The sequence below is a fragment of the Sandarakinorhabdus sp. genome, from assembly GCF_987265915.1.
In genome coordinates this window covers 3,364,389-3,387,211 of the sequence record NZ_OZ503948.1, presented here as the reverse complement: position 1 = coordinate 3,387,211, position 22,823 = coordinate 3,364,389, and the positions used below count along the sequence as shown (strand labels likewise).

29 protein-coding genes and 1 tRNA gene are annotated in these 22,823 nt (G+C 65.4%); 18 read left to right on the top strand and 12 right to left on the bottom strand.

Annotation, left to right across the window (positions count from 1 at the left end):
* Positions 1-7: 7 nt before the first annotated feature.
* From truB to AC6UUM_RS16050, 10 genes are all read right to left on the bottom strand, one after another.
* A complete protein-coding gene (truB, locus tag AC6UUM_RS16095; protein WP_500804996.1) occupies positions 8-904 on the bottom strand; it encodes a tRNA pseudouridine(55) synthase TruB in 897 nt (298 codons plus the stop codon).
* Positions 905-906: 2 nt separating this feature from the next.
* Positions 907-1,257 carry a HepT-like ribonuclease domain-containing protein gene (locus AC6UUM_RS16090; RefSeq protein WP_500803253.1) on the bottom strand — a complete coding sequence of 117 codons (351 nt, stop codon included), beginning with the start codon at positions 1,255-1,257 and terminating at the stop codon, positions 907-909.
* Complete coding sequence (locus AC6UUM_RS16085) at positions 1,257-1,550, bottom strand: nucleotidyltransferase family protein (RefSeq protein ID WP_500803252.1); 294 nt, start codon at positions 1,548-1,550, stop codon at positions 1,257-1,259. The genes AC6UUM_RS16090 and AC6UUM_RS16085 overlap by 1 nt, the downstream gene beginning before the upstream one ends.
* A 47-nt stretch (positions 1,551-1,597) precedes the next feature.
* Complete coding sequence (locus AC6UUM_RS16080; RefSeq protein WP_500803251.1) at positions 1,598-2,020, bottom strand: type II toxin-antitoxin system VapC family toxin; 423 nt, start codon at positions 2,018-2,020, stop codon at positions 1,598-1,600.
* The gene (locus AC6UUM_RS16075; protein ID WP_500803250.1) at positions 2,017-2,313 is read right to left on the bottom strand and encodes a hypothetical protein; all 297 of its coding nucleotides are present in this window, start codon (positions 2,311-2,313) and stop codon (positions 2,017-2,019) included. The genes AC6UUM_RS16080 and AC6UUM_RS16075 overlap by 4 nt, the downstream gene beginning before the upstream one ends.
* Before the next feature lie 69 nt (positions 2,314-2,382).
* A complete protein-coding gene (gene rbfA / locus AC6UUM_RS16070; protein WP_500803249.1) occupies positions 2,383-2,844 on the bottom strand; it encodes a 30S ribosome-binding factor RbfA in 462 nt (153 codons plus the stop codon).
* A gap of 107 nt (positions 2,845-2,951) precedes the next feature.
* The gene (gene infB, locus AC6UUM_RS16065) at positions 2,952-5,834 is read right to left on the bottom strand and encodes a translation initiation factor IF-2 (RefSeq protein WP_500803248.1); all 2,883 of its coding nucleotides are present in this window, start codon (positions 5,832-5,834) and stop codon (positions 2,952-2,954) included.
* A gap of 8 nt (positions 5,835-5,842) precedes the next feature.
* Positions 5,843-6,640: a DUF448 domain-containing protein gene (locus AC6UUM_RS16060; RefSeq protein WP_500803247.1), complete on the bottom strand. Its 798-nt coding sequence runs from the start codon at positions 6,638-6,640 to the stop codon at positions 5,843-5,845.
* Entirely contained in the window at positions 6,606-8,180 is a 1,575-nt protein-coding gene (gene nusA, locus AC6UUM_RS16055; RefSeq protein ID WP_500803246.1) for a transcription termination factor NusA, read from the bottom strand. The genes AC6UUM_RS16060 and nusA overlap by 35 nt, the downstream gene beginning before the upstream one ends.
* 1 nt (position 8,181) lies before the next feature.
* Positions 8,182-8,766, bottom strand: a complete 585-nt coding sequence (locus AC6UUM_RS16050) for an LSm family protein (protein ID WP_500803245.1) — start codon at positions 8,764-8,766, stop codon at positions 8,182-8,184.
* Between the two features lie 268 nt (positions 8,767-9,034).
* Between AC6UUM_RS16050 and AC6UUM_RS16045 the strand changes: the two genes are divergently transcribed.
* On the top strand, positions 9,035-9,934 hold the full coding sequence (locus AC6UUM_RS16045; protein WP_500803244.1) for a PEPxxWA-CTERM sorting domain-containing protein: 900 nt from the start codon (positions 9,035-9,037) through the stop codon (positions 9,932-9,934).
* Between the two features lie 82 nt (positions 9,935-10,016).
* Entirely contained in the window at positions 10,017-10,601 is a 585-nt protein-coding gene (locus AC6UUM_RS16040) for a urate hydroxylase PuuD (RefSeq protein ID WP_500803243.1), read from the top strand.
* Between the two features lie 76 nt (positions 10,602-10,677).
* On the opposite strand, the gene AC6UUM_RS16035 is transcribed toward AC6UUM_RS16040, so the two are convergent.
* Positions 10,678-11,037, bottom strand: coding sequence for a hypothetical protein (locus AC6UUM_RS16035; RefSeq protein ID WP_500803242.1), 360 nt, complete (start codon positions 11,035-11,037; stop codon positions 10,678-10,680).
* 185 nt (positions 11,038-11,222) lie between these two features.
* Between AC6UUM_RS16035 and rplU the strand changes: the two genes are divergently transcribed.
* The 14 genes from rplU (at position 11,223) to AC6UUM_RS15965 (ending at position 20,268) form a co-directional block, all read left to right on the top strand.
* Entirely contained in the window at positions 11,223-11,510 is a 288-nt protein-coding gene (gene rplU, locus AC6UUM_RS16030) for a 50S ribosomal protein L21 (protein ID WP_353200526.1), read from the top strand.
* A 12-nt stretch (positions 11,511-11,522) separates the two neighbouring features.
* Positions 11,523-11,798, top strand: coding sequence for a 50S ribosomal protein L27 (gene rpmA, locus AC6UUM_RS16025; protein ID WP_353200525.1), 276 nt, complete (start codon positions 11,523-11,525; stop codon positions 11,796-11,798).
* Positions 11,799-11,872: 74 nt separating this feature from the next.
* The gene (gene obgE, locus AC6UUM_RS16020) at positions 11,873-12,910 is read left to right on the top strand and encodes a GTPase ObgE (RefSeq protein WP_500803241.1); all 1,038 of its coding nucleotides are present in this window, start codon (positions 11,873-11,875) and stop codon (positions 12,908-12,910) included.
* A complete protein-coding gene (gene proB, locus AC6UUM_RS16015) occupies positions 12,895-14,040 on the top strand; it encodes a glutamate 5-kinase (protein WP_500803240.1) in 1,146 nt (381 codons plus the stop codon). The genes obgE and proB overlap by 16 nt, the downstream gene beginning before the upstream one ends.
* Positions 14,037-15,278: a glutamate-5-semialdehyde dehydrogenase gene (locus AC6UUM_RS16010; RefSeq protein ID WP_500803239.1), complete on the top strand. Its 1,242-nt coding sequence runs from the start codon at positions 14,037-14,039 to the stop codon at positions 15,276-15,278. The genes proB and AC6UUM_RS16010 overlap by 4 nt, the downstream gene beginning before the upstream one ends.
* Complete coding sequence (locus tag AC6UUM_RS16005; protein WP_500803238.1) at positions 15,278-15,502, top strand: hypothetical protein; 225 nt, start codon at positions 15,278-15,280, stop codon at positions 15,500-15,502. Before AC6UUM_RS16010 ends, AC6UUM_RS16005 begins: the two co-directional genes overlap by 1 nt.
* Positions 15,502-15,777 carry a type II toxin-antitoxin system RelE/ParE family toxin gene (locus AC6UUM_RS16000; RefSeq protein WP_500803237.1) on the top strand — a complete coding sequence of 92 codons (276 nt, stop codon included), beginning with the start codon at positions 15,502-15,504 and terminating at the stop codon, positions 15,775-15,777. Before AC6UUM_RS16005 ends, AC6UUM_RS16000 begins: the two co-directional genes overlap by 1 nt.
* Positions 15,777-16,358 (top strand): nicotinate-nucleotide adenylyltransferase, encoded by a 582-nt coding sequence (locus AC6UUM_RS15995; RefSeq protein WP_500803236.1) that lies wholly within the window; start codon positions 15,777-15,779, stop codon positions 16,356-16,358. The genes AC6UUM_RS16000 and AC6UUM_RS15995 overlap by 1 nt, the downstream gene beginning before the upstream one ends.
* Positions 16,355-16,732 carry a ribosome silencing factor gene (rsfS, locus tag AC6UUM_RS15990; RefSeq protein WP_500803235.1) on the top strand — a complete coding sequence of 126 codons (378 nt, stop codon included), beginning with the start codon at positions 16,355-16,357 and terminating at the stop codon, positions 16,730-16,732. The genes AC6UUM_RS15995 and rsfS overlap by 4 nt, the downstream gene beginning before the upstream one ends.
* 9 nt (positions 16,733-16,741) lie before the next feature.
* Complete coding sequence (locus tag AC6UUM_RS15985; protein ID WP_500804995.1) at positions 16,742-17,155, top strand: 23S rRNA (pseudouridine(1915)-N(3))-methyltransferase RlmH; 414 nt, start codon at positions 16,742-16,744, stop codon at positions 17,153-17,155.
* A gap of 88 nt (positions 17,156-17,243) precedes the next feature.
* Positions 17,244-18,602 (top strand): S41 family peptidase, encoded by a 1,359-nt coding sequence (locus tag AC6UUM_RS15980; protein WP_500803234.1) that lies wholly within the window; start codon positions 17,244-17,246, stop codon positions 18,600-18,602.
* A gap of 91 nt (positions 18,603-18,693) precedes the next feature.
* Complete coding sequence (locus tag AC6UUM_RS15975) at positions 18,694-19,275, top strand: YqaA family protein (protein WP_500803233.1); 582 nt, start codon at positions 18,694-18,696, stop codon at positions 19,273-19,275.
* A complete protein-coding gene (locus AC6UUM_RS15970; protein ID WP_500803232.1) occupies positions 19,265-19,738 on the top strand; it encodes a disulfide bond formation protein B in 474 nt (157 codons plus the stop codon). The genes AC6UUM_RS15975 and AC6UUM_RS15970 overlap by 11 nt, the downstream gene beginning before the upstream one ends.
* Positions 19,699-20,268 (top strand): demethoxyubiquinone hydroxylase family protein, encoded by a 570-nt coding sequence (locus tag AC6UUM_RS15965; RefSeq protein WP_500803231.1) that lies wholly within the window; start codon positions 19,699-19,701, stop codon positions 20,266-20,268. Before AC6UUM_RS15970 ends, AC6UUM_RS15965 begins: the two co-directional genes overlap by 40 nt.
* Before the next feature lie 185 nt (positions 20,269-20,453).
* On the opposite strand, the gene hspQ is transcribed toward AC6UUM_RS15965, so the two are convergent.
* Positions 20,454-20,798 (bottom strand): heat shock protein HspQ, encoded by a 345-nt coding sequence (gene hspQ, locus AC6UUM_RS15960; RefSeq protein ID WP_500803230.1) that lies wholly within the window; start codon positions 20,796-20,798, stop codon positions 20,454-20,456.
* A 192-nt stretch (positions 20,799-20,990) separates the two neighbouring features.
* Between hspQ and AC6UUM_RS15955 the strand changes: the two genes are divergently transcribed.
* Together AC6UUM_RS15955 and AC6UUM_RS15950 are read left to right on the top strand one after the other, a co-directional pair.
* Positions 20,991-21,080 (top strand) — tRNA-Ser (locus AC6UUM_RS15955).
* Positions 21,081-21,586: 506 nt separating this feature from the next.
* Positions 21,587-22,717: an MFS transporter gene (locus AC6UUM_RS15950; RefSeq protein ID WP_500803229.1), complete on the top strand. Its 1,131-nt coding sequence runs from the start codon at positions 21,587-21,589 to the stop codon at positions 22,715-22,717.
* Positions 22,718-22,823 lie beyond the last annotated feature (106 nt).

Here is a 22,823-nt window from a genome sequence, read left to right as displayed (position 1 = left end):
TCCTTCATCAAAGGTTGAACCCGCGCAGCACCCGCACCTCGCCCTGATGGGCCTCGACCAATGCAACGGGAACAGAACCGTTGCAGGCGAGATGGGTGCCGTTGCTGGCTGGGTGCCCGACAAGCCTGCGCCCCTGATGGAGTGCCGCCGCTTCGTCTGGCGTGATAGGCAGAGCCGGGATGTCGTCCAGCCCCGCCATCAATGGCAAGAGTGCCTGTTCTGGCGTCGGCCCCTGCACCAATGCGGCCAGCTTGTCCAGCGATATCGCTTGCGCCAGCGTGAAGGGGCCAGACTTTGTGCGGCGCAGCATGGTGACATGGCCGACGGTGCCCAGCGCGTAGGCGATGTCGCGCGCCAGGCTGCGGATATAGGTGCCCTTGGACACATGGCTGCTGAAGGTCGCGCTGTCCGGTGTGGTGGCGGTGAGCGTGACCGCGTGGATGGTGAGTTGGCGGGCGGCGAGCGAAACCTCGGTTCCGGCGCGGGCGAGGGCATAGGCGCGCTGACCATCGACCTTGAGCGCCGAATATTGGGGCGGAATCTGCGAGATCGGCCCGGTGAAGCGCGGCAGCACGCCGGCAATGGCGGCGGCATCGGGGCGCACGTCGCTGCTGGCGATCACCGGCCCTTCGGCATCCAGCGTGGTCGTTTCGCTGCCGAACTGCACCGTGAAATCATAAGCCTTGGCGGCATCCAGCATGCGCCCAGCCAATTTGGTGGCTTCGCCGAGCGCGATCGGCAGCACACCGGTCGCCAGCGGATCCAGCGTGCCACCATGGCCGATGCGCGGGATGGGCAGGCCTGCCTGTCGCAAGATGCGCTTCACCGCGGCGACGCCCTGCGCGCTGGTCAGGCCGATCGGCTTGTCGAGGATGATCCAGCCGTTGAGGGACGTTGCAGAAATCGTCAGTCCTCGGGCGTGATGGCAAGCATCGCAGACACAGCGCTGCGCAATGCCGGGAAATGATCCACAACAATGGACAGGATCAACGGCGGCTCGACCTTGTCATAACCATGTCGCAGCCAATTCCCGGTGTCGGCCACGCGCCGCCAGGGCACGTCTGGATGCTGCGCCAACAGAACAGGATCGATATGACGGCTGGCCTCGGAGATGATCTCGATGCCGCGTTCGACGGCACTGCGGAGCAGCCAGTTGTTCCGCAAATCCGCCTCGGTTCGGCCGATCATGGCGGTATCAATGGCTGAAATCTGGGCAGCCATATCGAGCAGGCGCAGTCTTTGCGAACGATGCACCATCAGAAAACCTGGATGGCTTCCGCTTCGATGCGCTGTCGCAAATAGGGATGAATGGAACCGCGGGTCATCACGTCCACCGCAACGCCAACTTCTTCCTGCGCGATATCCCGCACTTCCATCACGTCGAACAGGCTCAGGCGGCCATGGGCGGGATCGAAAAACAGGTCCACATCGCTGGCCGGGCCGGCTTCGTCCCGGGCGGTGGAGCCGAACAGATACAGCGCCCCCACGCCTGCCGCCTTCAAGCGGGGCGAAGCGGCTTGCAGCCGGGTCAGGGCTTCCTGTCGATCCATGCCAGCGTCTTATCGCAAATTGTCGGGTGCGTCACCTGACCGGGACATCAGCAGGCCAGTGCCCGCACATGGCCGGCGTCGGCATAGGCAAGGATGCTGCGGTCGCTGGTGAGCAACAGCAGATCGTCGGCGCGGGCCTGCGCGACCAGCAGCCGGTCGGCCGGGTCACGGTGGAAGGGTTCCGGCAAGCTTGCAGCAGCGAGGGCCGACTGCCACGACAGATCAAGAGCGTCGGCGCGGAAATTCGTGAGGAATCGTTGCAGCCAGCCGCGCGCATCACCGCCAAACAACATCCGTGTGTTGCCAGTTCGCGTGGCCAGGGTGCCAATTTCCCAAGCCGACACCGATGACACCAGCAAATGACCGGCGGCACTGCGCACCGCTTCGCGGCAGGCAGCCGAAACCGGCATGCCCTCGCTCAGCCGCAGGATGATATTGGTATCGAGCAACAGATGGCCCGGGCGCTTCACGCGAAGCGCGCAGCCGACGCTTCGACAAGCGCAGCCATTTCCGCGCCGAGTTCGGCCAGGTCGGCTTCAAGACTGGCGAAATCGGTGACGGTCAGGCCGGTGCTGCCCTTCATGCAGCCGAACGGGTCCATCACTGCGACTCCGGCCTGCTCACCTTCAAAGCTGAGCGTGACATAGGCCTTGCCGCGCTTGGTGATGTTGACCCGATCCAGGCGGTGCGTCGCGCCAGCGGCCATCAGGTCCAGGCATTGCGCCTTGAACTGGCTGGCTGACAGGGTGAGTTCGCGGGGCATGGGAGTCGTCCGGCCAGTGAAATGACCATTTCAATATGACCATTTCAGCCCGAAAAAGCAACTTGAGGCTCAATCCTCGTCGTCGATGCTGTCCGCCAGGCTCTTCCACGGACGCGGCGCGGTGGTGGGCAGAGGCGGCAGATCGCGGGCGATTTCCGGGCGCTTCAGCACGGCATCGATGCGGGCGCCGGCATCGAAGCTTTCGTCGCGGCGGAACGACAGGTCGGGCGTGTATTTCGTCGCCAGCCGCTTGGCGACTTCGCCGCGCAGCCAGCCGCGGTGCTGGCCCAGCGCCTTCACCACCGCCTCGTCATCGCCGTTCGAGGCTTTCACGAACACGATGGCATGGCGCAGATCGGGGGTGACGCGCGCTTCCGACACCGAAATGATGGTGCGGGTGATCACCTCGTCGCGCAGATCGCCGCGCGCGATGATTTCAGCGAGCGCATGGCGCACCTGTTCGCCGATGCGCTGCAGGCGGATCGGGCGGCCCTTGGAATCGGTGCTGGTGGGTGCGACGGGCTTGGGCATTGGCGCATGTTCCTCCCCTCCCGCTTGCGGGAGGGGTCGGGGGTGGGCAAAGTGGGGCGGGGACCATTCCCACCCCCAACCCCTCCCGCAAGCGGGAGGGGAGCAGGTCAGAGCGTGCGTTCCTTCATCTCGACTTCATAGGTCTCGACGATGTCGCCCACCTTCACATCCGACGAATCGGCCAGCGTGATGCCGCATTCCAGACCGACCTTCACTTCCGGCACATCTTCCTTGAAGCGGCGCAGCGAGGCAATGAAGCCGGTGTAGATGATGACATCGTCGCGCATGACACGGGCGCGCAGGGCCTTCTTGATATAGCCTTCGGTGACGCGCAGGCCGGCTGCCTTGCCGACCTTGCCGGCCTGGAACACATCCAGCACCTGGGCGCGGCCCACAACGGTTTCAAAGGCTTCGGGGCCAAGCTGGCCGGCCATCGCCGCCTTCACGTCGTCGATCAGATCATAGATGACGTCGTAGTACTTCAACGCCACCTGATCGCGCTGGGCAATCTCGCGCGCCTTGGCATTGGCGCGCACGTTGAAACCGATCACCGGGGCGCCGCTGGCCTTGGCCAGGGTCACGTCGCTTTCGGTGATGCCGCCGGTGCTGGCGATCAGCACCTTGGCGCGGATCTGGTCGCTGCCGATCTTGCCCACCGCACCGGCGATGGCTTCGGCCGAGCCTTGCGTGTCGGCCTTGATGACCAGCGGATATTCCTGGACCTTCTTGGCGCGCAGCACCGAGAACATGTCTTCCAGCCGGGCCGGGCCGTTGGCACCGGTGCGCTTGGCGGTGGCGAGGCCAGCGCGATATTCCGCGACTTCGCGGGCGCGGGCTTCGTCTTCCACCACGGTGACCAGATCGCCGGCCTGCGGCACGCCGCCCAGGCCGAGCACTTCGACCGCCGCCGACGGGCCGGCTTCCTTCACCTGCACACCCTTGTCGTCGGTCAGCGCACGCACCCGGCCCCATTCCTGGCCCATCACGAAGATGTCGCCACGCTTCAGGGTGCCGCGCCCGACCAGCACGGTGGCGAGCGGACCCTTGCCCTTGTCCAGCCGGGCCTCGATCACCGTGCCTTCGGCGGGGCGATCGGGGTTGGCGCGCAGATCCAGCACTTCGGCTTGCAGCAGTATCTTCTCCAGCAGGTCGTCGAGGCCGATCTTCTGGGTGGCGGAAATCTCCGCATCCATCACGTCGCCGCCCATTTCCTCGACCTGCACATCCTGTTGCAGCAGGGCGGTACGGATGCGGCTGGCATCGGCGCCGGCCTTGTCCATCTTGTTGATGGCCACGATCATCGGCACGCCGGCCGCCTTGGTGTGCTGGATGGCTTCGATGGTCTGCGGCATGATCCCGTCATCCCAGGCCACCACCAGCACGACGATATCGGTCACCCCGGCGCCGCGGGCGCGCATCTGGGTGAAGGCTTCGTGGCCGGGCGTATCGAGGAAGGTGATCTTCTGCTTGTCCTTGGTGACGATCTGATAGGCACCGATCTGCTGCGTGATGCCGCCAGCTTCGCCCTTCACCACGTTCGATCCGCGCAGCGCATCGAGCAGGCTGGTCTTGCCGTGATCGACATGGCCCATGATGGTGACCACGGGCGGACGCGGGCTCATGTCGTCTTCCACGTCGGCCGCGCCAACCATGCCCTTTTCGACATCGCTTTCGGACACGCGGATGATGTTGTGGCCGAATTCGGTCAGCACCAGTTCGGCGGTGTCCTGATCGATTTCCTCCAGCGCCGCGGTCGGCACACCCAGGCGGGCGAGCAGGCGCACGACATTGTTGGTTCGTTCGGCCATGCGGTTGGCGAGTTCCTGCACGGTGATCGTGTCGGGCACGGTCACGTCGCGCACCTGCTTGGCCTGGCTGCCCAGCCGGCCGCGTTCCTTCTCACGGGCGCGGCGCAGCGCCGCCAGGCTGCGGACGCGGGTGTTGCCTTCATCGTCCAGCGCGCGCGTGACGGTCAGCTTGCCGGATTTGCGGCGATCATCGGCGCCCTTGACCAGGCGCTGCGGCTTGGGCGCTTCCGGCTTGCGGCCCGGAATGATGCGCACCCGCATGCTGTCGTCGTCGTCCTCCATCGCGCCGGCCGGGATCACCATGCCATCGGCGTCGGTTTCCGGCACCGGATCGGGACGGGTGGCGAGTTCCTCGGCGGCCAACCGCTTTTCATCCAGACGGCGGCGATCTTCCTCTTCGCGCGCGGCGCGCTCCTGCTCCTCGCGGATGCGCACCTCTTCCATCAGGCGCAGCCGGTCTTCCTCGGCCTGGCGCTGATAGAGCGCGGACAATTCGGCCGGAGTCATGCGGCGCTGCGGCGCGCCGCTCTGTTGCGGCGGGCGCATACCGCCGCGCTGGCCGGCGCCGGCCTGGGGCGGGCGGCCGGTCTGGGCCCCGGACTGGGCCCCGGACTGGGTTTGTGGGCGCTGCGGCGTCGGTGCAGCCGGGCGTGTGGCCGGTGCGGTCGCCGCCGGCTTCGGCGGTGCCACGGGTTCGGGCGCCTTGGCTTCGGCCGGCGGGGCGGTTGCCGTTGCGGTTGCTTCGGCGGCCGCAGCTTCGGGGGCCTTGGTTTCGGCAGCCGGTGTTTCGGGGGTCGGCACCTCGCGGGTCGGCGCGGGCACGCGCTCGACCGGACGGAAAGTCACGGGCGGCGGCATGGCCGGGCGCGGCGGCGCCGGTTCCGGTGCACGTGTGGTGACCGGCGGCGGTGCGGCCGGGGCCGGCGGGGTCACCGGCTGGGGGGCGCGCGCCACGGGCGGCGCCGCGACCGGGGCCGCAACGGGGGGTGGGGTCGGGACGGGCTCGGGTGCCGGGGCAGGCGCATCGCCGGGGCGATGCAACACGCGCGTACGCTTCACTTCCACGACCACCTGTTTGGTGCGGCCGTGGCTGAATTGCTGCTTCACCTTGCCGACCTCGACCGACTTGTTGAGGCCGAGGGGGGCACGCATGCCAAGCTTGGGTTTGTTGTCGTCACTCATCGTCGCGCCTAATGCCTCTCAAGGGCGTCTGCCGCAACCTCTGTTGCGCCGCCCGTCTGTTCAAACTCAGTCTCTGTTTCGGTTCCGGGATCGCCTTGCGGATCGTTTTCGGGAGGGGCAAAGCCCGCCCAGCGATCGATATCAGCCAGCACCCGCGCTGCCGCCGCCGGTTCAGTGAGGCCGGCATGCACCGCATTGTCGCGGCCCAGCGCCGCCGACAAGGCTTCGCGCGGGATCGGCAACCGGCGCTGGGCGATCTCCACGCCCAGCGATTCGCCCACCGCCCGCGCCATGCCATCCAGCCGGTCGGCACCATCGGGGCGGGCATCGCCGGCGTGCAGCACCAGCCACAGCTTGCCGGCGCGCAACGCCTCGCGCACGCGCTCTTCACCGATGATCAGGTTGCCGGCGCGTTTTTCCAGGCCGAGCCGCGCCAGCAGGCGTTGCCGCAAGCTGGCTTCGATGCGTGCGCCCAGATCGTCGGGCAGGGTGAAGCTGTTGGCCTTGAACGCGCGGGCCAGTGCCCCGCGCAAACGGCCACGCGCCGCCACGCTGTCAAACAGGGTGCGATTCGCGGCAATCCACGCGCCGCGGCCGGGCAGCCGTTCCGACCAATCGGCGGCAACCTGGCCATCGGGCCCCAGCGCCAGCCGGATCAGCAGCGCGCGCGGCGCAGCTTCGCCTGTCAGGACGCAGCGACGCTCGGAAAGCGTGGCACTGCCCCCTTTGCGGAGCGCTTCATCGGCAGCCGGCGGTTCCGGCGTCAGGCGATCATTGGCTTCCATCCGCTGATGCGTCCTCCCCATCAGCGTTTTCATCGGCAAACCAATGCGCCCGCGCGGCCATGATGATGCGGTTGCCATCCTCTTCCGACAGGCCGAATTCCTTCAGGATACCGCCGCGGCCGACCAGTTCGTCGGACGCGAGATCGCCCAGATCATCAAGGGTGCGGATATTCTTCTTGCCCAGAACCACCAGCATGGCCTCGGTCAGGCCTTCGATGGCGGCCAGATCATCCTCCACCCCCAGCGCGCGGCGTTCTTCGCGGGCGGTGGCTTCGCGGCGTTCCAGGGCTTCGATGGCGCGGTTCTGCAGTTCGGTGCCAAGATCCTCGTCAAAGCCTTCGATGCCGGCAATTTCCGCCAGGTCGACATAGGCGACTTCTTCCAGCTCGGAAAAGCCTTCGGCCACCAGCAGCTGCGCCAGCGTCTCATCGACGTCCAGCTCGGTCTGGAACAGTTCGGATTTCTCGACGAATTCCTTCTGCCGGCGCTCGCTTTCGTCGGCTTCGGTCATGATGTCGATCTGCTTGCCGGTCAGCGCGCTGGCCAGCCGCACATTCTGGCCGCGGCGGCCGATGGCGAGCGAAAGCTGATCGTCGGGCACCACCACGTCGATGCGATTGTCTTCTTCATCCAGCACGACCTTGGCGACTTCGGCAGGCTGCAGCGCGTTGACGACGAAGGTAGCGGTATCGGGCGACCAGGGGATGATGTCGATCTTTTCGCCCTGCAATTCCTGCACCACCGCCTGCACGCGGCTGCCCTTCATGCCGACGCAGGCGCCAACCGGATCGATACTGCTGTCGCGGCTGATCACGCCGATCTTGGCGCGGCTGCCCGGATCGCGGGCCACGGCCTTGATCTCGATGATGCCGTCATAGATTTCCGGCACTTCCTGCGCGAACAATTTCTTCATGAAATCACCGTGCGCGCGTGACAGGAAAATCTGCGGGCCGCGCGGTTCGCGGCGCACGCTGGCGATCAGGCTGCGCACCCGGTCACCGGGCTTCAGCACTTCGCGCGGGATCTGCTGGTCGCGGCGGATAACGCCTTCGGCCTTGCCCAGATCAACGACGACATGGCCGAATTCGGCGCGCTTGACGACGCCGGTGATGATCTCGCCCTGGCGGTCCTTGAACTCTTCATACTGGCGGTCACGCTCCGCATCGCGCACCTTCTGCACGATCACCTGCTTGGCGCCCTGGGCGGCGATGCGGCCGAATTCCACCGGCGGCAGCGGATCGACGACATAACCGCCGAGCTCGGCGGTCTTGTCCTTCTTCAACGCATCCTTCAGGCCGATCTGCTTGAAGAAATCTTCCGGTTCCTCAACCACTTCCAGCACGCGCCACAGCCGGGTTTCGCCGGATTTCGGGTCGATCTTGGCGCGGATGTCGTTTTCGGCGCCGTAACGCGCACGGGCGGCGCGCTGGATGGCGTCCTCCATGGCTTCGATCACGATGCCGCGATCGATGCTCTTTTCGCGTGCCACCGCATCGGCAATGGCGAGCAGTTCGGCGCGATTGGCCGTCAAAGATGTGGCATGAGCTGTGGCAAGGGCCATTTCAGTCCTCCGAAAGATCGTGGTCGGGGGTTTCGTTGTCATTGTCCGCGGCAGCACCGCTTTCGATGATTTCGTCGGCGCCGGTGGTATCCAGCGGGCGGGTGGCGGCAATCAGCCGATCGGTCAGCACCAGCTTGGCGGCGCGTATATTGGCCATCGGCAGGCGCAATTGCTGCCCGGTCTTGCCGGTAATCAGCACATCGTCACCATCCAGCGCGGAGATGTCGCCATGGGCGCGGGCGCGGCCGTCCACCATCGGCTCCAGCTTCATGCGGGCTTCGTGGCCGATCCAGTTCTGCCAATCGATGGCGCGGGTCAGCGGCCGGTCAATGCCGGGGGAGGAGACTTCCAGGGCATATTCGGATGGAATCGGATCGGCTTCTTCCAGCGGCAGATCGAGCGCGCGCGACAGCGCTGCACATTGATCCAGCGTCAACTGCCCGGTCGTCTTGTCTTCGGCCATCACCTGCAGCGTCAGCGCGCCGGGCTGGCCCGAAAGCTGGATGCGCACCAGGTCCAGGCCCATCGCGGCCACCACAGGCGCGATGATGCTGGTCAGGCGGGCATCAAGATCGGTCTGGGACAAAATGCGGCATCTCCGGTTTGCGCAGCCAGCAGGGAAAGCGGTTTGGCGCCGCGCAGCGGAGCCGCGCAGCCTGCAAACCATCAGCCATGCAGGAACGAGGCCGCCTATACGCCAGCTGCGGCCATGCAGCAAGCATCCTGTCGCGCCCCACGGCGGCGGCAACCCGTGCAGGCCAATCCGCGCGCATTTTTATCTTAACAAATGATTTCGAATCGGCTAACGAAGGTTGGAATTAACGATAAATTAACCAATCAGGAGCGCGATTCAAATGAGACCTGTTCATCTTCTGCTGCTTCCCCTGCTTGCGGGGCTGGCGGCCAACCAGGCGGCGGCCATTACGGTTGCCATCAACCGGCCGAACATCGCGGTCACCAGCATCGGCAATCTGGTACTTGGCGCGAAATATCGCCTGTCGCCCACCAATTTCGATCTTTCGGTGGATTCGGGCGGCGGCACTCAGGGCTTCAACACCATCAGCCGCGACATCGGCAACCTGACCGCATTGAACAACACCACTTATGATTTTGCCTTCCGCAACATTGCCGGCCAAGGCTTTGTGTTCAGCCTGACCAGCCCGACCAATGTGGTGCGATCGGCGGCGTGGGGCAGCTTCTCACCGGCGTTGACGCCCACGCCCACCATATCGGCAGCCCGCTTGCAGGGCGCCGCGGCCACCGGTTCACCAGGCGTCCAGCTCAGCCCCGGCCAATTGCCGATGAACGCCCTGCATCTGGAAGTGTCGAGCCGCAAGCGCCAGAACAATTATGAGCCGGTGGTCACGCTCAGCAATATCGCCTTCACCGCCACCGGCGCGGCCACGCGCGGCAGCATCATCGCCAGCCAGACCGTCACGCCGACCACCAACCTGATCAACGCCAATTTCAACGAAGTCGGCCCGGGCTTTGCCTCGCAATGGCTGCTGACCAATGGCGATTTCTGGGATTTCAATTGGACGCTGTCGGGCAAGGTGAACTTCCGGATCAACAGCATCAGCGGCAACATCGGGAACATCGACGAATTCGTGAAGTTCGGCCTGTCCGGCAAGCAGGTGAACTTCACCGGCGCCGTGCCGGAACCGTCGAGCTGGGCAATGCTGATCGCTGGGTTCGGCTTGGTGGGTGCGGCGATGCGCCGTCATCGTCGGGGGCCTTGGGGCGCATTTGCCTGACAGTCCCTGCCACCGCCGCCCTTAACAAGAGCGATTCTGTCACCTATAGGGCTCGGGTCTGCAAACTTTCGGGGCATCATTCATGGCTGCAATTCTCGGCAAACTGTCCAACGCGCTGCTCATTGGCCTGCTGGCCATGGTCGGTGTCATCATGGCCTTTCACGGCGGGCTGATCGCGGCTGATCCCGGCGGCTGGGTGTTGGGCTTCCTGCGCGTCATCCACGTCTGGGCCGGCATCCTGTGGATCGGCCTGCTCTATTATTTCAATTTCGTGCAGATCCCGACGATGCCAAGCGTGCCCGCCGAGCTGAAGCCGGGCGTGACCAAATATATCGCCCCCAAGGCTTTGCTCTATTTCCGCCACGGCTCGCTGCTCACCGTGCTGGCCGGCATCGGCCTGTCGGGCGCCAATCTGGTGGATGCGCTCACCTTCGCCGAAGGCCAGCGCGTCATCGGCCTGGGCATGTGGCTGGGCCTGATCATGGCGTTCAACGTGTGGTTCCTGATCTGGCCGAATCAGAAGATCGCGCTGGGCATCGTGGATGGCACGCCGGAGCAAAAGGCCAAGGCCGGCACCACGGCGATGATCTTTTCGCGCACCAACTTCCTGCTGTCGTTCCCCATGCTCTATTGCATGATTGCGCAGCACGCGATCGGCACGGTCTGATCAAATCCGCTGCGTCATGACGGGCCGGCCTGCGCACAGCGGGCCGGCCCGTTGCCGTTCAGGCGCTGCGCGGCATTCAGGCGCTCCGCGGCGGCGCACCGATGCCGGTGGCCGGCGCGCAATCGGGGAATTCGGCATATGTCGCCCTGCGGCCGTTGCGGCTGATCCAGACCCGGAGTGATGCAAAGTCCGGGCAGGCCTTGAAGCGCCAGCGAAATTCCCAGCCATCGGCCCATTGCCGGCCTTCGCGCGCCGCAAATTCGCTGCTCGGCATGCCGGATCGCACATGATATTCCCGCGCCAGCCGATCGGCGAGTGCCGCGGCGGCCGGCGCATCGATATCGGGATCATAAAGGCCCAGCGCCAGTGACCCGCCGGCCAGGGCCGCGATGATGATGAGCAGGATGCGGCGACGGGTCACCGACCGCTTGTGCATCAAGCTGCCCGGCCGCAAAAGGGGGAAGCGCGCGGCGCGTCCATCATGCACAAACCCCCTGCGGTTTGCGGCAATCGCGTTGACAAGCCAAAGGCCATCCATTACCTGCCCGCCTTCGCATGTGCCGGGGTCTCCCGATTCTGGCTGCATGTTCCGTTTTGAACCATATATCTAAGGTTGAAGTGATGTTCGCAGTGGTGCGCACCGGCGGCAAGCAATACCGGGTCGCCGATGGTGACAAGATCATCGTCGAGAAAATCGATGGGGATGCCGGCGCTGCCGTCAACCTCGAAACCCTGATGACCGGCGAAGGCGCCGCGCTCACCATGGGCGGCAACGTCACTGCCGAGATCGTCGCGCAGACGAAGGGTGACAAGGTGATCATCTTCAAGAAGAAGCGTCGCCACAATTATCGCCGCAAGAACGGTCATCGTCAGCAGCTGACGGTGCTGAAGATCACGTCGGTCGCGTAAGGACATCTATCCATGGCTCACAAGAAAGCAGGCGGCTCGTCCAGGAACGGCCGTGATTCGGAAAGCAAGCGCCTTGGCGTGAAGCGCTTCGGCGGCCAGGCGGTCAACGCCGGCACCATCATCATCCGCCAGCGCGGTACCCCCACCCACGCCGGCCGCAATGTCGGCGTCGGCAAGGATCATACGCTTTATGCGCTGAGCACCGGCACCGTGGAATTCCACACCGGCAAGCTTGGCCGCAAATATGTGTCGGTCAATCCGGTGGCGGAACCGCTCGCGGCTGAATAAGCCCGGCATCCCGCTGATTTGACAAAGGGGAGCTGGGCGACCGGCTCCCCTTTTGTTTTGGAAATTCCCAGAAAATGCAGTTTCTCGATCAGGCCAAGATCTTCCTCGCGTCCGGCGCCGGCGGCGACGGGGCGGTGTCGTTCCGCCGCGAGAAATTCGTCGAATATGGCGGCCCCGATGGCGGCGATGGCGGCAAGGGCGGGGACATCATCTTCGAATGTGTCGATGGCCTCAACACGCTCATCGATTTCCGTTATTCACAGCATTTCAAGGCCAAGCGCGGCGAACACGGCATGGGCCGCAACCGCACCGGTGCCGGCGGCGGTGATTTGCTGATCAAGGTGCCGATGGGCACGCAGATCCTCGCCGACGATGAAGAACGCACCCTGATCGTCGACATGACGACCGTGGGCCAACGTGCCATCCTGCTGAAGGGCGGCGACGGCGGCAAAGGCAATGATCATTACAAGACCAGCACCAACCGCGCGCCGCGCCAGTTCCAGCCGGGCTTCCCGGGCCGGGAGATGTGGATCTGGCTGCGGCTGAAACTGCTCGCCGATGTCGGGCTGGTCGGGCAGCCCAATGTCGGCAAATCCAGCCTGATCAATGCGATTTCCAACACCAAGGCGAAGGTCGGCAACTATGCCTTCACCACCCTCAAGCCGCAGCTGGGCGTGGTGGCGCACAAGGGGCAGGAACTGGTGATGGCCGATATTCCGGGGCTGATCGCCGGTGCCGCCGATGGCGTCGGCATCGGGGACCGGTTCCTCGGCCATATCGAACGCTGCCGGGTGCTGCTGCATATCGTGGATGCCAGCCTGCCCGGCCCGGTGGGGCAGTGGGAAACCGTGCGCGAGGAACTCGGTGCCTATGGCGGCGGCCTCGATCGCAAGCCGGAGATACTGGCGCTGTCCAAGATCGATCTGGTCAGCCCGCAAGCGCTGGCCGCCAAGAAGCGCGCGCTGGAACAGGCCAGCGGTGCGCCGGTGTTCTGCATGAGCGCCGCGACGCACCAGGGCGTGGATGCGGTGCTCGACAAATTGATGGAGATCGCCGGCCGATCGCAGGCGACGCGCACGACGGGCGGAGATCGGCCGTGGTCACCGCTGTAACGCATACGCCCGCCGCCACCTTCGACCCTGCCGTTTGCCCGCGCCTGGTGGTGAAAATCGGGTCGGCGCTGCTGGTCGATGCGGCCGGCGCGGTGCGCAGCGACTGGCTGGCCGGCGTCGTCGCCGATATCGCCGAGCGCCGCAGCCAGGGCCAGCAGATCGTGATTGTCTCCTCAGGTGCCATCGCGCTGGGCGCGCGGCGGCTGGGGCTGGAGCGCGGCGGTCGCGCCAGCCTGGAGGATGCGCAGGCGGCCGCCGCCGTGGGCCAGGTGGCGCTGGCCGGGGTGTGGGAACAATTGCTGGCGGCGCAGGGGATGACAGCGGCGCAGGTGCTGCTGACGCTGGGCGATCTGGAGGATCGGCGGCGCTATCTGAACGTCGCGGCGACCATCGCGCGGCTGCTCGATCTGGGCGCGGTGCCGGTGCTGAATGAAAATGACACGGTGGCCACGGCGGAGATCCGTTTTGGTGACAATGATCGGCTGGCGGCGCGCGCGGCGCAGGCGGCCGGCGCCACCGGCGTGATCCTGCTGTCGGATGTCGATGGCCTCTACACCGCCAATCCCGCCAGCGATGCCAACGCCACGCGCTTGCCGGTGGTGAAGGCGCTCACTCCGGAGGTGATGGCGATGGCAACGGGCGAAACACGGTCGGGCATGGGTTCGGGCGGCATGGCGGCGAAGTTGCTGGCGGCGCGCATGGCCGGTGCGGCCGGCATCGCGCTCGCCATTTGCGACGGGCGGGTGGAGCGGCCGTTGACGCATTTCGTCAATGGCGCCGGCGGCACGCTGTTCCTGCCGCCGCGCGCTGCCAGGGGCCGCAAGGCGTGGCTGGCCGGGCGCATCACCGTGGCGGGCACGATCAGGGTCGATGCCGGCGCGGCGGCGGCGCTGCGGCGCGGCGCGTCCTTGCTGGCGGCGGGCGTGTGCGGTGTCGAAGGCCGCTTCCGGCGCGGCGATGTGCTGGCCATCATCGGCCCGGATGGCGAATTGCTGGCGCGCGGCCTTGCCGGTTATGATGCCGATGATGCCGCTGCGATCATGGGCCTGCGCAACGATGCCCATGCTGCTGCCTTGGGCTATGCGCCGCGGGCGGCGTTGGTGCATGCTGACCATTTGGTGCTGATATGAATCTGATCACGAACATGGCCCATGCGGCACGCGCTGCATTGCCGGCGCTGGCCGCCGCTCCCACCGCGCAGAAGGCCCGCGCCCTGCACACGGCTGCTGCCGCCATCCGGGCACGCTCGGCGGAACTGCTGGCGGCCAACGCGGCGGACGTAGCGGCCGCCACCGAGCTGCCATCGGCGCTGGTTGACCGGCTGGCACTGGATGCGGAGCGCATCGAGGGCATCGCCGCCGGGCTCGATACGGTCGCCGGCCTGCCCGATCCGGTGGGGGAAGTGATCGCACGCTGGCAGCAGCCGAACGGCCTGCAGTTCAGCCGGGTGCGGGTGCCCTTGGGTGTGATCGGCATCATCTATGAAAGCCGGCCCGGCGTGACGGCGGATGCCGCGGCGCTGTGCCTGATGGCGGGCAATGCCTGCCTGCTGCGCGGCGGCAGTGAGGCGGCGCGGTCGAACGCGCTGCTGCTTGATTGCATGGCCGCTGGATTGCGTGATGCCGGGTTACCGGCCGCGGCCGTGCAGATGGTGCCGGCGGGGGATCGGGCGCTGGTGGGTGACATGCTCGCCGCCCACGGCCTGATCGATGTGATCATCCCGCGCGGCGGCAAGGGGCTGGTGGCGCGGGTGCAGGCCGATGCACGCGTGCCGGTGCTGGCGCATCTGGATGGCATCAATCACGTCTATGTCGATGCCAGCGCCGATCCGGACGCGGCGGTGGCGATCGCGGTGAACAGCAAGCTGCGGCGCACGTCGGTGTGCGGCGCGATGGAAACCCTGCTTATCGATGCCGCCGCGCCGCCGGCGCTCAAGCAGCGGCTGGTGGCGGCGCTGCTCGATGGTGGCTGCGAAGTGCGCGGCTGTGCCGCCGTGCAGGCGCTGGACGCGCGCGTGGAGCCGGCCGTGGCTGCGGATTGGGATACCGAATATCTCGATGCCATCGCCAGCGTGGCGGAAGTGGCCGGCGTGGACGGCGCCATCGCCCATATTGCCGCCCATGGCAGCCAGCACACCGAAAGCGTGATTGCGCAGGATGCTGACGTGGCCGAACGCTTCCTGGCGCGCGTCGATGCCGCCATCGTGCTGCACAATGCCTCCACGCAGTTCGCCGACGGCGCCGAATTCGGATTCGGTGCGGAGATCGGCATCGCCACCGGGCGCCTGCACGCGCGCGGGCCGGTGGCGCTGGAAGGATTGACCATCTTCAAGACGCTGGTGCGCGGCACTGGCCAGGTGCGGCCGTGATGGGGTATGATCTCGGGATGGATGCCCGCCGCGCCCCTGAAGCCATTGTACCTGAGCTCGATGCCGATTGGGTGGAAGAGCCGCTGACCGCTGCCGATATCGCTGCGTGCGAGGAAGCAGAGGCTGCCGTTGCCCGCGGTGAATGGGTGGATGGCGAAGTCGTGCTTGAACGGCTGCGCGCCATGCAGCGCAAGTATCGGGCCCGGGCGGCACAGCTGCGCTGATGCGCACCCTGCGATGGACGGCACCGGCCGAGCTTGATCTCGACCGTATTGAAGCGTGGCTGGATCGGATCGATCCGGGCTTGGCCGATGCTGCGACCGGCGCCGTGCTGCGCCGTGTGATGCAGGCTGTTGCCACTCCCTCGATCGGATCACCCGTGCCGGGCGGGCGACGCAAGATTGTCGAGCGTCGTTTCGGCTATGTTATTCTTTACCGTCACAGCAGCGACGCCGTGACCATCCTGCGCATCCGCCATGCGCGGGAGGATTGGCGCTGATGGCGCGCATCGGCCTGCTCGGCGGCAGCTTCAATCCGGCGCATGCCGCGCATCGCCACATCAGCCTTGTGGCGATGCAGCAATTGCAGCTGGATGCGGTGTGGTGGCTGGTATCGCCGCAGAATCCGCTGAAATCGCCGGAATCCATGGCCGCGCTTGACAGCCGCGTTGCCCGCGCACAGCGCGAAGCGCGGCACCCGCGCATCCGCGTCACTGCGCTGGAAACGCTGCTCGGCACGCGTTTTGCCATTGATACGGTGATCGCGCTGAAGCGCCGTTATCCGCAGCATCGCTTCATCTGGCTGGCCGGGGACGATATCGTCGCCGAACTGCATCGCTGGCGGCGCTGGCGGCGGTTCCTGCGTGAAATCCCGCTGGCGGTGGCGCCGCGCCCCGGCGTGTCGTTGATCGGTGCGCCGGCGCTCAGTTGGGCCGGCTGGTCGCCGATTTCGCCTTCGCGCTGGACGGACGCGCCGCTGCCAGCGATAATCAGGCTTCATGCCGGGCTGCGGCCGGAATCGGCGACCGCATTGCGGCGCCGCGATCCCGATTGGGCCAACACAACAAGGATGCACGTTTGACCAAGACTGACCGGGTGGACGAACTCCACGCCATGATCATGCAGAGCCTGGACGATGACCAGGCGGTGGACCCTGTGTCCATCCCGCTCGCCGGCAAGACCAGCATCGCCGATTACATGATCGTCGCCAGCGGCCGCAGCGGCCGGCAAGTGGCCTCCATGGCCATGAAGATCGCCGAGAAATTGAAAAGCGATTTCGGCCGCAGCGCCCGCGTGCAGGGCCTGCCCACCGCCGATTGGGTCCTGATCGATTGCGGCGACATCATTGTCCATGTTTTCCGCCCCGATGTGCGGGTGTTCTACAATCTGGAACGCATGTGGGGCCTGGATGATGCGCCCGCAGCGCCGGCTCCCGTCGCCACCGCCCCGCACTGAGCGCTTGCCCTGAAGCTGCACATCATCGCCCGCGGCCGCATCGGCCAGTCGCCCGAAGCCGATCTGGTGCAGCGCTATGCCGTGCGCCTGAAGGGCCGGCTGGCGATCACGGAAATCAGCGATACGGCCGCTTGGCCCGCGTTTGCCGCTGGCCGCACCGTGGTGCTCGATGAACGCGGCCAGGATATGGCCTCGGCCGATCTGGCCGCTTTGCTGGGCCGTTGGCGCGATGATGGCGCGCGCGAGGTGCGGTTCCTGATCGGGGCCGCGGATGGCCATGATGCCACAACGCGTGGCCAGGCCGATCTGCTGCTCGGCTTTGGCCGGGCGACCTGGCCGCACATCCTGGTGCGCGCCATGCTTGCTGAACAACTCTATCGTGCGCTGTCCATCCTCGATGGGCATCCCTATCATCGCAGCTGACCGGTTCATTCGGCCGCAAGGCCGCAGGGAGTAGCGCCGGGCTTGGCATCTGCTATCATCAATCCGTGCAATGTCTGCGAGTCTGTCGATGAGCCTGAGCAAAAGCTGGAAGATCGCCCTGCCAGTGGCCGCCCTGATCCTGGTGCCCGGCTATGCTGCGGTGCAGGCCGCCGCCGAAACCGATACCTACAAGGAACTCGATGCCTTGATGGACGTGTTCGAACGGGTGCGGGTGATCTATGTCGACAAGGTGGACGACAAGACGCTGATCCGCGGCGCCATCACCGGCATGCTCGCCAGCCTCGATCCGCATTCGGCCTATCTCGATGGCCGGGATTACGCCAATCTCAAACAGACCACCGATGGCGAGTATACCGGCCTGGGCCTTACCGTCACGTCCGAAGACGGCGCGGTGAAGGTGGTGACGCCCACGGACGACACGCCGGCCGCGCGCGCCGGCATCAAGGCTGGCGATTACATCACCCACCTGGACGATGAACTCATCTATGGCGGTTCGCTGAACGACGCGGTGGACAAGATGCGTGGCGCCGCTGGCACCAAGATCAAGCTCACCGTGGTGCGCCAGGGCGAGACCAAGCCGCTGGAATTCACCCTCACCCGCGAAGTCGTGGTGATCCGCCCGGTGAAATGGGAAACGCGTGGGCAGGTCGGCCTGATCCGCATTTCCACTTTCAACAGCAAGACCGGCGATTCAACCCGCGCTGCGGTTGACGGCATCAAGGCCAAGCTGGGCAGCAATGTCGCCGGCTATGTCATCGATCTGCGCTCCAACCCCGGCGGCCTGCTCGATGAAGCGATCAAGGTGTCGGATGTGTTCCTGGAAGGCGGCGAGGTCGTGTCCGAACGCCGCCGCGCCAAGAATGATGTCGATCATCATTATGCCAAGCCCGGCGATGCCACCGATGGCAAACCGGTGCTGGTGCTGGTGGATGAAGGCACGGCCTCCGCCGCGGAAATCGTCGCCGGCGCGCTGCAGGATCATCGCCGCGCGCTGGTGCTGGGGCAACGCAGCTTTGGCAAGGGCAGCGTGCAGACCGTCTATCCGCTGTCGGGCGATACGGCGCTGCGCCTGACAACGGCGCGCTATTTCACGCCATCTGGGCGCAGCGTGCAGGAAAATGGCATCGAACCCGATATCCAGGTGCCGCAATTGTCCGATCCGCGCGTTGCCGATCGCAAGCCGATCCGCGAAGCCGATCTGAAGAAGCATCTGATCAACGAACTGAAAGACGCCACCGACAAACTGGTGGAGCAGGACAGCGTTCCCGATCCGCGTTTTGTTGTCAAACCCGACGAGCTGAAGGCCAAGGGCGTGCTGGATTATCAGCTGGATTATGCGCTGAAACTGGTGGGTCGATTGGCGCCGCCGGCGGCACCGGCCCTGCAGGTGGCCGGCTCTGGCCCGGCGCGCGGTGGATCGCACTGAACCCGCCGCGACGGCGCGGTGATTGCGTGTGTCACATTCGCCGGGTAAGCGTTTAGGCAATTCCCTGCCCACGACCTCGAAAGCCTTGCCCGTGTTGCGTCGCCTCTATGACTGGACCCTGGCCAAGGCTGCCGGCCCCGGCGCCGAACGCTGGTTGATGGGCATCAGCTTTGCGGACAGCAGCTTCTTCCCGGTCCCGCCCGACGTGATGCAGATCCCAATGTCGATCGCGCGCCCGGAACGCGCGTTGCGCTATGCGGGCCTGTCCACCGCGGCGTCGGTGGTGGGGGCCTTGCTCGGCTATGCCATCGGTTCGCTGCTGTATCAGACGGTCGGCGTGCCACTGCTGGATTTCTATGGCTATCAGGACAAATTCGTTTCGTTCGCCGCCGACATCAAGGCGCACGGTTTCCTGTGGATGCTGGCCTTCGCTTTCCTGCCCATCCCCTACAAGGTCGCGACCATCGCTGCCGGTTCGGTGTCGCTGTCGATCCCGGTGCTGATTGCCGCCTCTGTCCTGGGCCGTGGCGGGCGGTTTTTCTTGGTGGCACTGGTGTTGCGGCGCTTTGGTGCCAAGGCGCAAGAATTGATCGATCGCTATTTCAACACGCTGGCGCTGGCAGCGACGGCGCTGTTCGTCGGTGGCTTTGTCGTGGTCAAATATGCCTTCTGATCGGGCGGCTGTGGTGATCGGCGGCGGCGCGCTGGCGCTGCTGGCCGGGGCCTATGGCTTTCAATATGTCGGTGGGTTGGCGCCGTGCGAAATGTGCTGGTGGCAACGCTATGCGCTGATGGCCACGGCGGCCTTGGCTGGCCTTGGCCTTGCCGCGCGCAACCGGCCCGTGACGGTGTTGGCGCTGCTGGCCCTGCTGGCCAACGCCGCCATTGCCGCCTTCCATGCCGGGGTGGAGCAGAAATGGTGGCAGGGCCTCACCCGCTGCACGGCGCCGCCGCTGGCGGGTGACATGAAATCGATGATGGCCGATATCCTGGCGCAGCCGCTGGTGCGCTGCGACGCCATACCATGGCAGATGTTCGGCATTTCCATGGCAGGATGGAACTTCCTGATGTCCCTTCTGCTCGCCGGAGCTGCCACATGGCTGATCTTGAAACCGCGCCCCAGAACCTTGGCCTGAAACGCCGCCTGCCCGGCGATCGCCGCCCCAATGCGATCGCGATGATCCGGGTGGATCAGGCCGGCGAAACCGGCGCTGCGCGCATCTATGCCGGGCAACTGGCGGTGATGGGCGGGCGCCACGCCATGGCCGGCGAAATCCGCCACATGGCCGTCCAGGAACAGCGGCATCTGGATGGCATGAACGGCATTATGGTGCGGCGCGGCGTGCGCCCGACGATCTTCGGCCCGATCTGGCATGTGGCCGGCTTTGCCTTGGGGGCCGGCACCGCCCTGTTGGGGCCAAAGGCGGCCATGGCCTGCACCGAAGCGGTCGAAACCGTGATCGACGATCATTATGGCGAACAGACGCTGGCGCTGGCCGACGGCAGCGATCCGGAGCTGAAGGCGATGATCGACGATTACCGTGCCGATGAGGTGGAGCATCGCGAGGCTGCCAACGCCCACACCGGCGGCGGCGCCTTCCCGATCATGGAAGCCGTGATTCGCGCCGGCTGCCGGGCCGCCATTGCGGTAGCCAAGCGGATCTAGAGCGCTTTCCGATCAACTTGGGTCATCGGCACGGTGCCGATTTTGGTTCAAGGCAAGAAGTGAGGAGGGCGCGATGCCTTGTGCATCGTAACCGACGAGCGACGCGGCCTTGGACCGAAAGCGCCCCGCCCCGGAGGGGTCGCCGGAACGGCCATGACATTGATCCAAGTTGGTCGGAAAGCGCTCTAATTCCGGATCTGGCTGCGCATCTGGTAACGGCCGCCCACCCGGCCGGAGAACATCTGCGTCACGCCGGGGTGATGCACCGGATCGCCATCGGCATCCGGCAGCAGATTCTGCTGGCTGACATAGGCGACGTAGGTCGATTCCTCGTTTTCGGCGAACAAGTGGTAAAATGGCTGATTCTTGTGCGGCCTGATGGCTTCGGGGATCGATTCCCACCATTCTTCGGTGTTGTTGAACGTCGGATCGACATCGAAAATCACGCCGCGGAACGGGAACACGCGGTGGCGCACCACATCACCGATGGTGAAGGCGGCGGTGTCGGCGGGGCTGTCTGGTTCGGGCATTGGCAGCATAGGGTTCCAATTAGGGACGGAAATGCCGGTGATGGCAAGCCGGCAACCAGCACAATATAGGGGCGCAGCGCACGGGTTGAAGGGGCAGCGATGTCGCGCAACACATCGGCCACCCGAACAGGCTTGGCATCCCCGCCCCCCTTCGCTATAGGCCGCGCCTTGACCAGCCTGCGGGCGCATCACGGAGAGGTGCCGGAGTGGTCGATCGGGACGGTCTCGAAAACCGTTGTGGGTGCAAGCTCACCGTGGGTTCGAATCCCACCCTCTCCGCCACTTCCCTATCGCGAACCCGGAACCGGGCCGCCGCAGGGGCGCAAAGCCCCCAGTAATCGCACCATTTTCCGGATGCCACCCGAACTCCAGAGACTGGGGTAAGCGGCCAAAGCGGTCTCTGAACGCCTTTTGTCTCTGATCACCCGAACCCCGCCCTCGGCAGTTCTGGTTAAAAAATGGTAAGCTTTTACAGCGCGTTGGGCTGATGAATGGTCCGGCAGTTCGTCGGCGATATTCCACCCAATGTGCAGTTAGAGAATCCGAGGTGGAGTCCCTTTGCGGACTGCTTGGCAAGGGCCCGCTTCCGGGTGCCGAGCCAACGGGGAGAAACGACCCATTGCGGGCCTTCGAAAGGTTACAGTTCACTACATCCCGCCAGCCCGATGAGCGAGCCCCTCAATGGGCTCCATGGAATCTTCGGGTCATGGTATCTTTGATTTATGCAGAGGCTGTTTTCCGGATTGCGTGCCGTCCCTCGTGGCGTCTGGGCGCTTGGGTTCGTCTCCATGTTCATGGATATCTCGTCGGAGATGATCCACAGCCTGTTGCCGATCTTCCTTGTGGGAACGCTGGGGGCGAGCGTTGCTCTCGTCGGCCTGATCGAAGGTGTTGCCGAGGCGACGGCCTCGATCAGCAAGGTCTTTTCGGGATGGCTTTCCGACCGGCTCGGGAAGCGCAAGCTTCTCGCTGTGCTCGGCTATGGCCTTGGCGCATTGACCAAACCCGTTTTTCCGCTGGCGATCACGCCGTTTGAGGTCCTTGGAGCACGTTTCGCCGACCGAATTGGGAAAGGCATACGGGGTGCTCCGCGCGATGCTCTGGTCGCCGACATCACCCCGCCGGAGGTTCGTGGCGTCGCTTTTGGCCTACGTCAGGGGCTCGACACCGTTGGAGCCTTCATCGGCCCTCTGGTGGCCATGGGCCTGATGATCCTGTTCGCCAGCGATATCCGTTCGGTGTTCGCCTGGGCTGTCGTCCCGGCTGCGATTGCGGTCTTCCTCCTTGTCGTCGGGGTCGAAGAACCTCGTCGAGGGACAGCAACCGAAAAGCGCCCTGTCCCCATCCACTGGTCGGAAATTCGTGACATGGGTCGCGCCTACTGGTCGGTCGTCGCCGTCGGCGTGGTGTTCACGATGGCCCGGTTCAGCGAAGCCTTTCTCGTCCTTCGGGCGCAGGACGTTGGGCTTGCCGTGGCGCTTGTGCCGGTCGTGATGGTGGTGATGAACGTCGTCTACTCGGTCGTCGCAACGCCAGCGGGCAGTCTGTCGGATCGGATTGATCGGCGCATCCTGCTGGCCGCAGGGCTTGGCGTTCTGGTGTTGGCGGACATTGTGCTGGCCACGGTGCCAACTATTTCGGGTGTATTGGTCGGCGTCGCCCTGTGGGGCCTCCACATGGGTCTTACGCAAGGCGTTCTGGCGGCGCTTGTCGCCGACGCGGCTCCTGATCGTTTTCGCGGCACGGCGTTTGGGATGTTCAATCTAGCGAGCGGCGTCACAATGTTGGCCTCAAGCGCGCTTGCCGGCGTTCTCTGGGCCGGCCTCGGACCCTCCGCCACCTTCGCCGTTGGCGGCGTGTTCGCCGGGCTTGCCGCGCTTGGGCTGATCTTCACTCTTCAACGCGCGCGTGGCCTCTGACGCTTCCTAAGGACCTAACCAAACGGCGACGTTCGGGCGGTCCACCCCAAAGCCATGCCGAGTTGGAAGCCCGCCGATCCTGTATAGCCACACAAGGTCCGCTAAC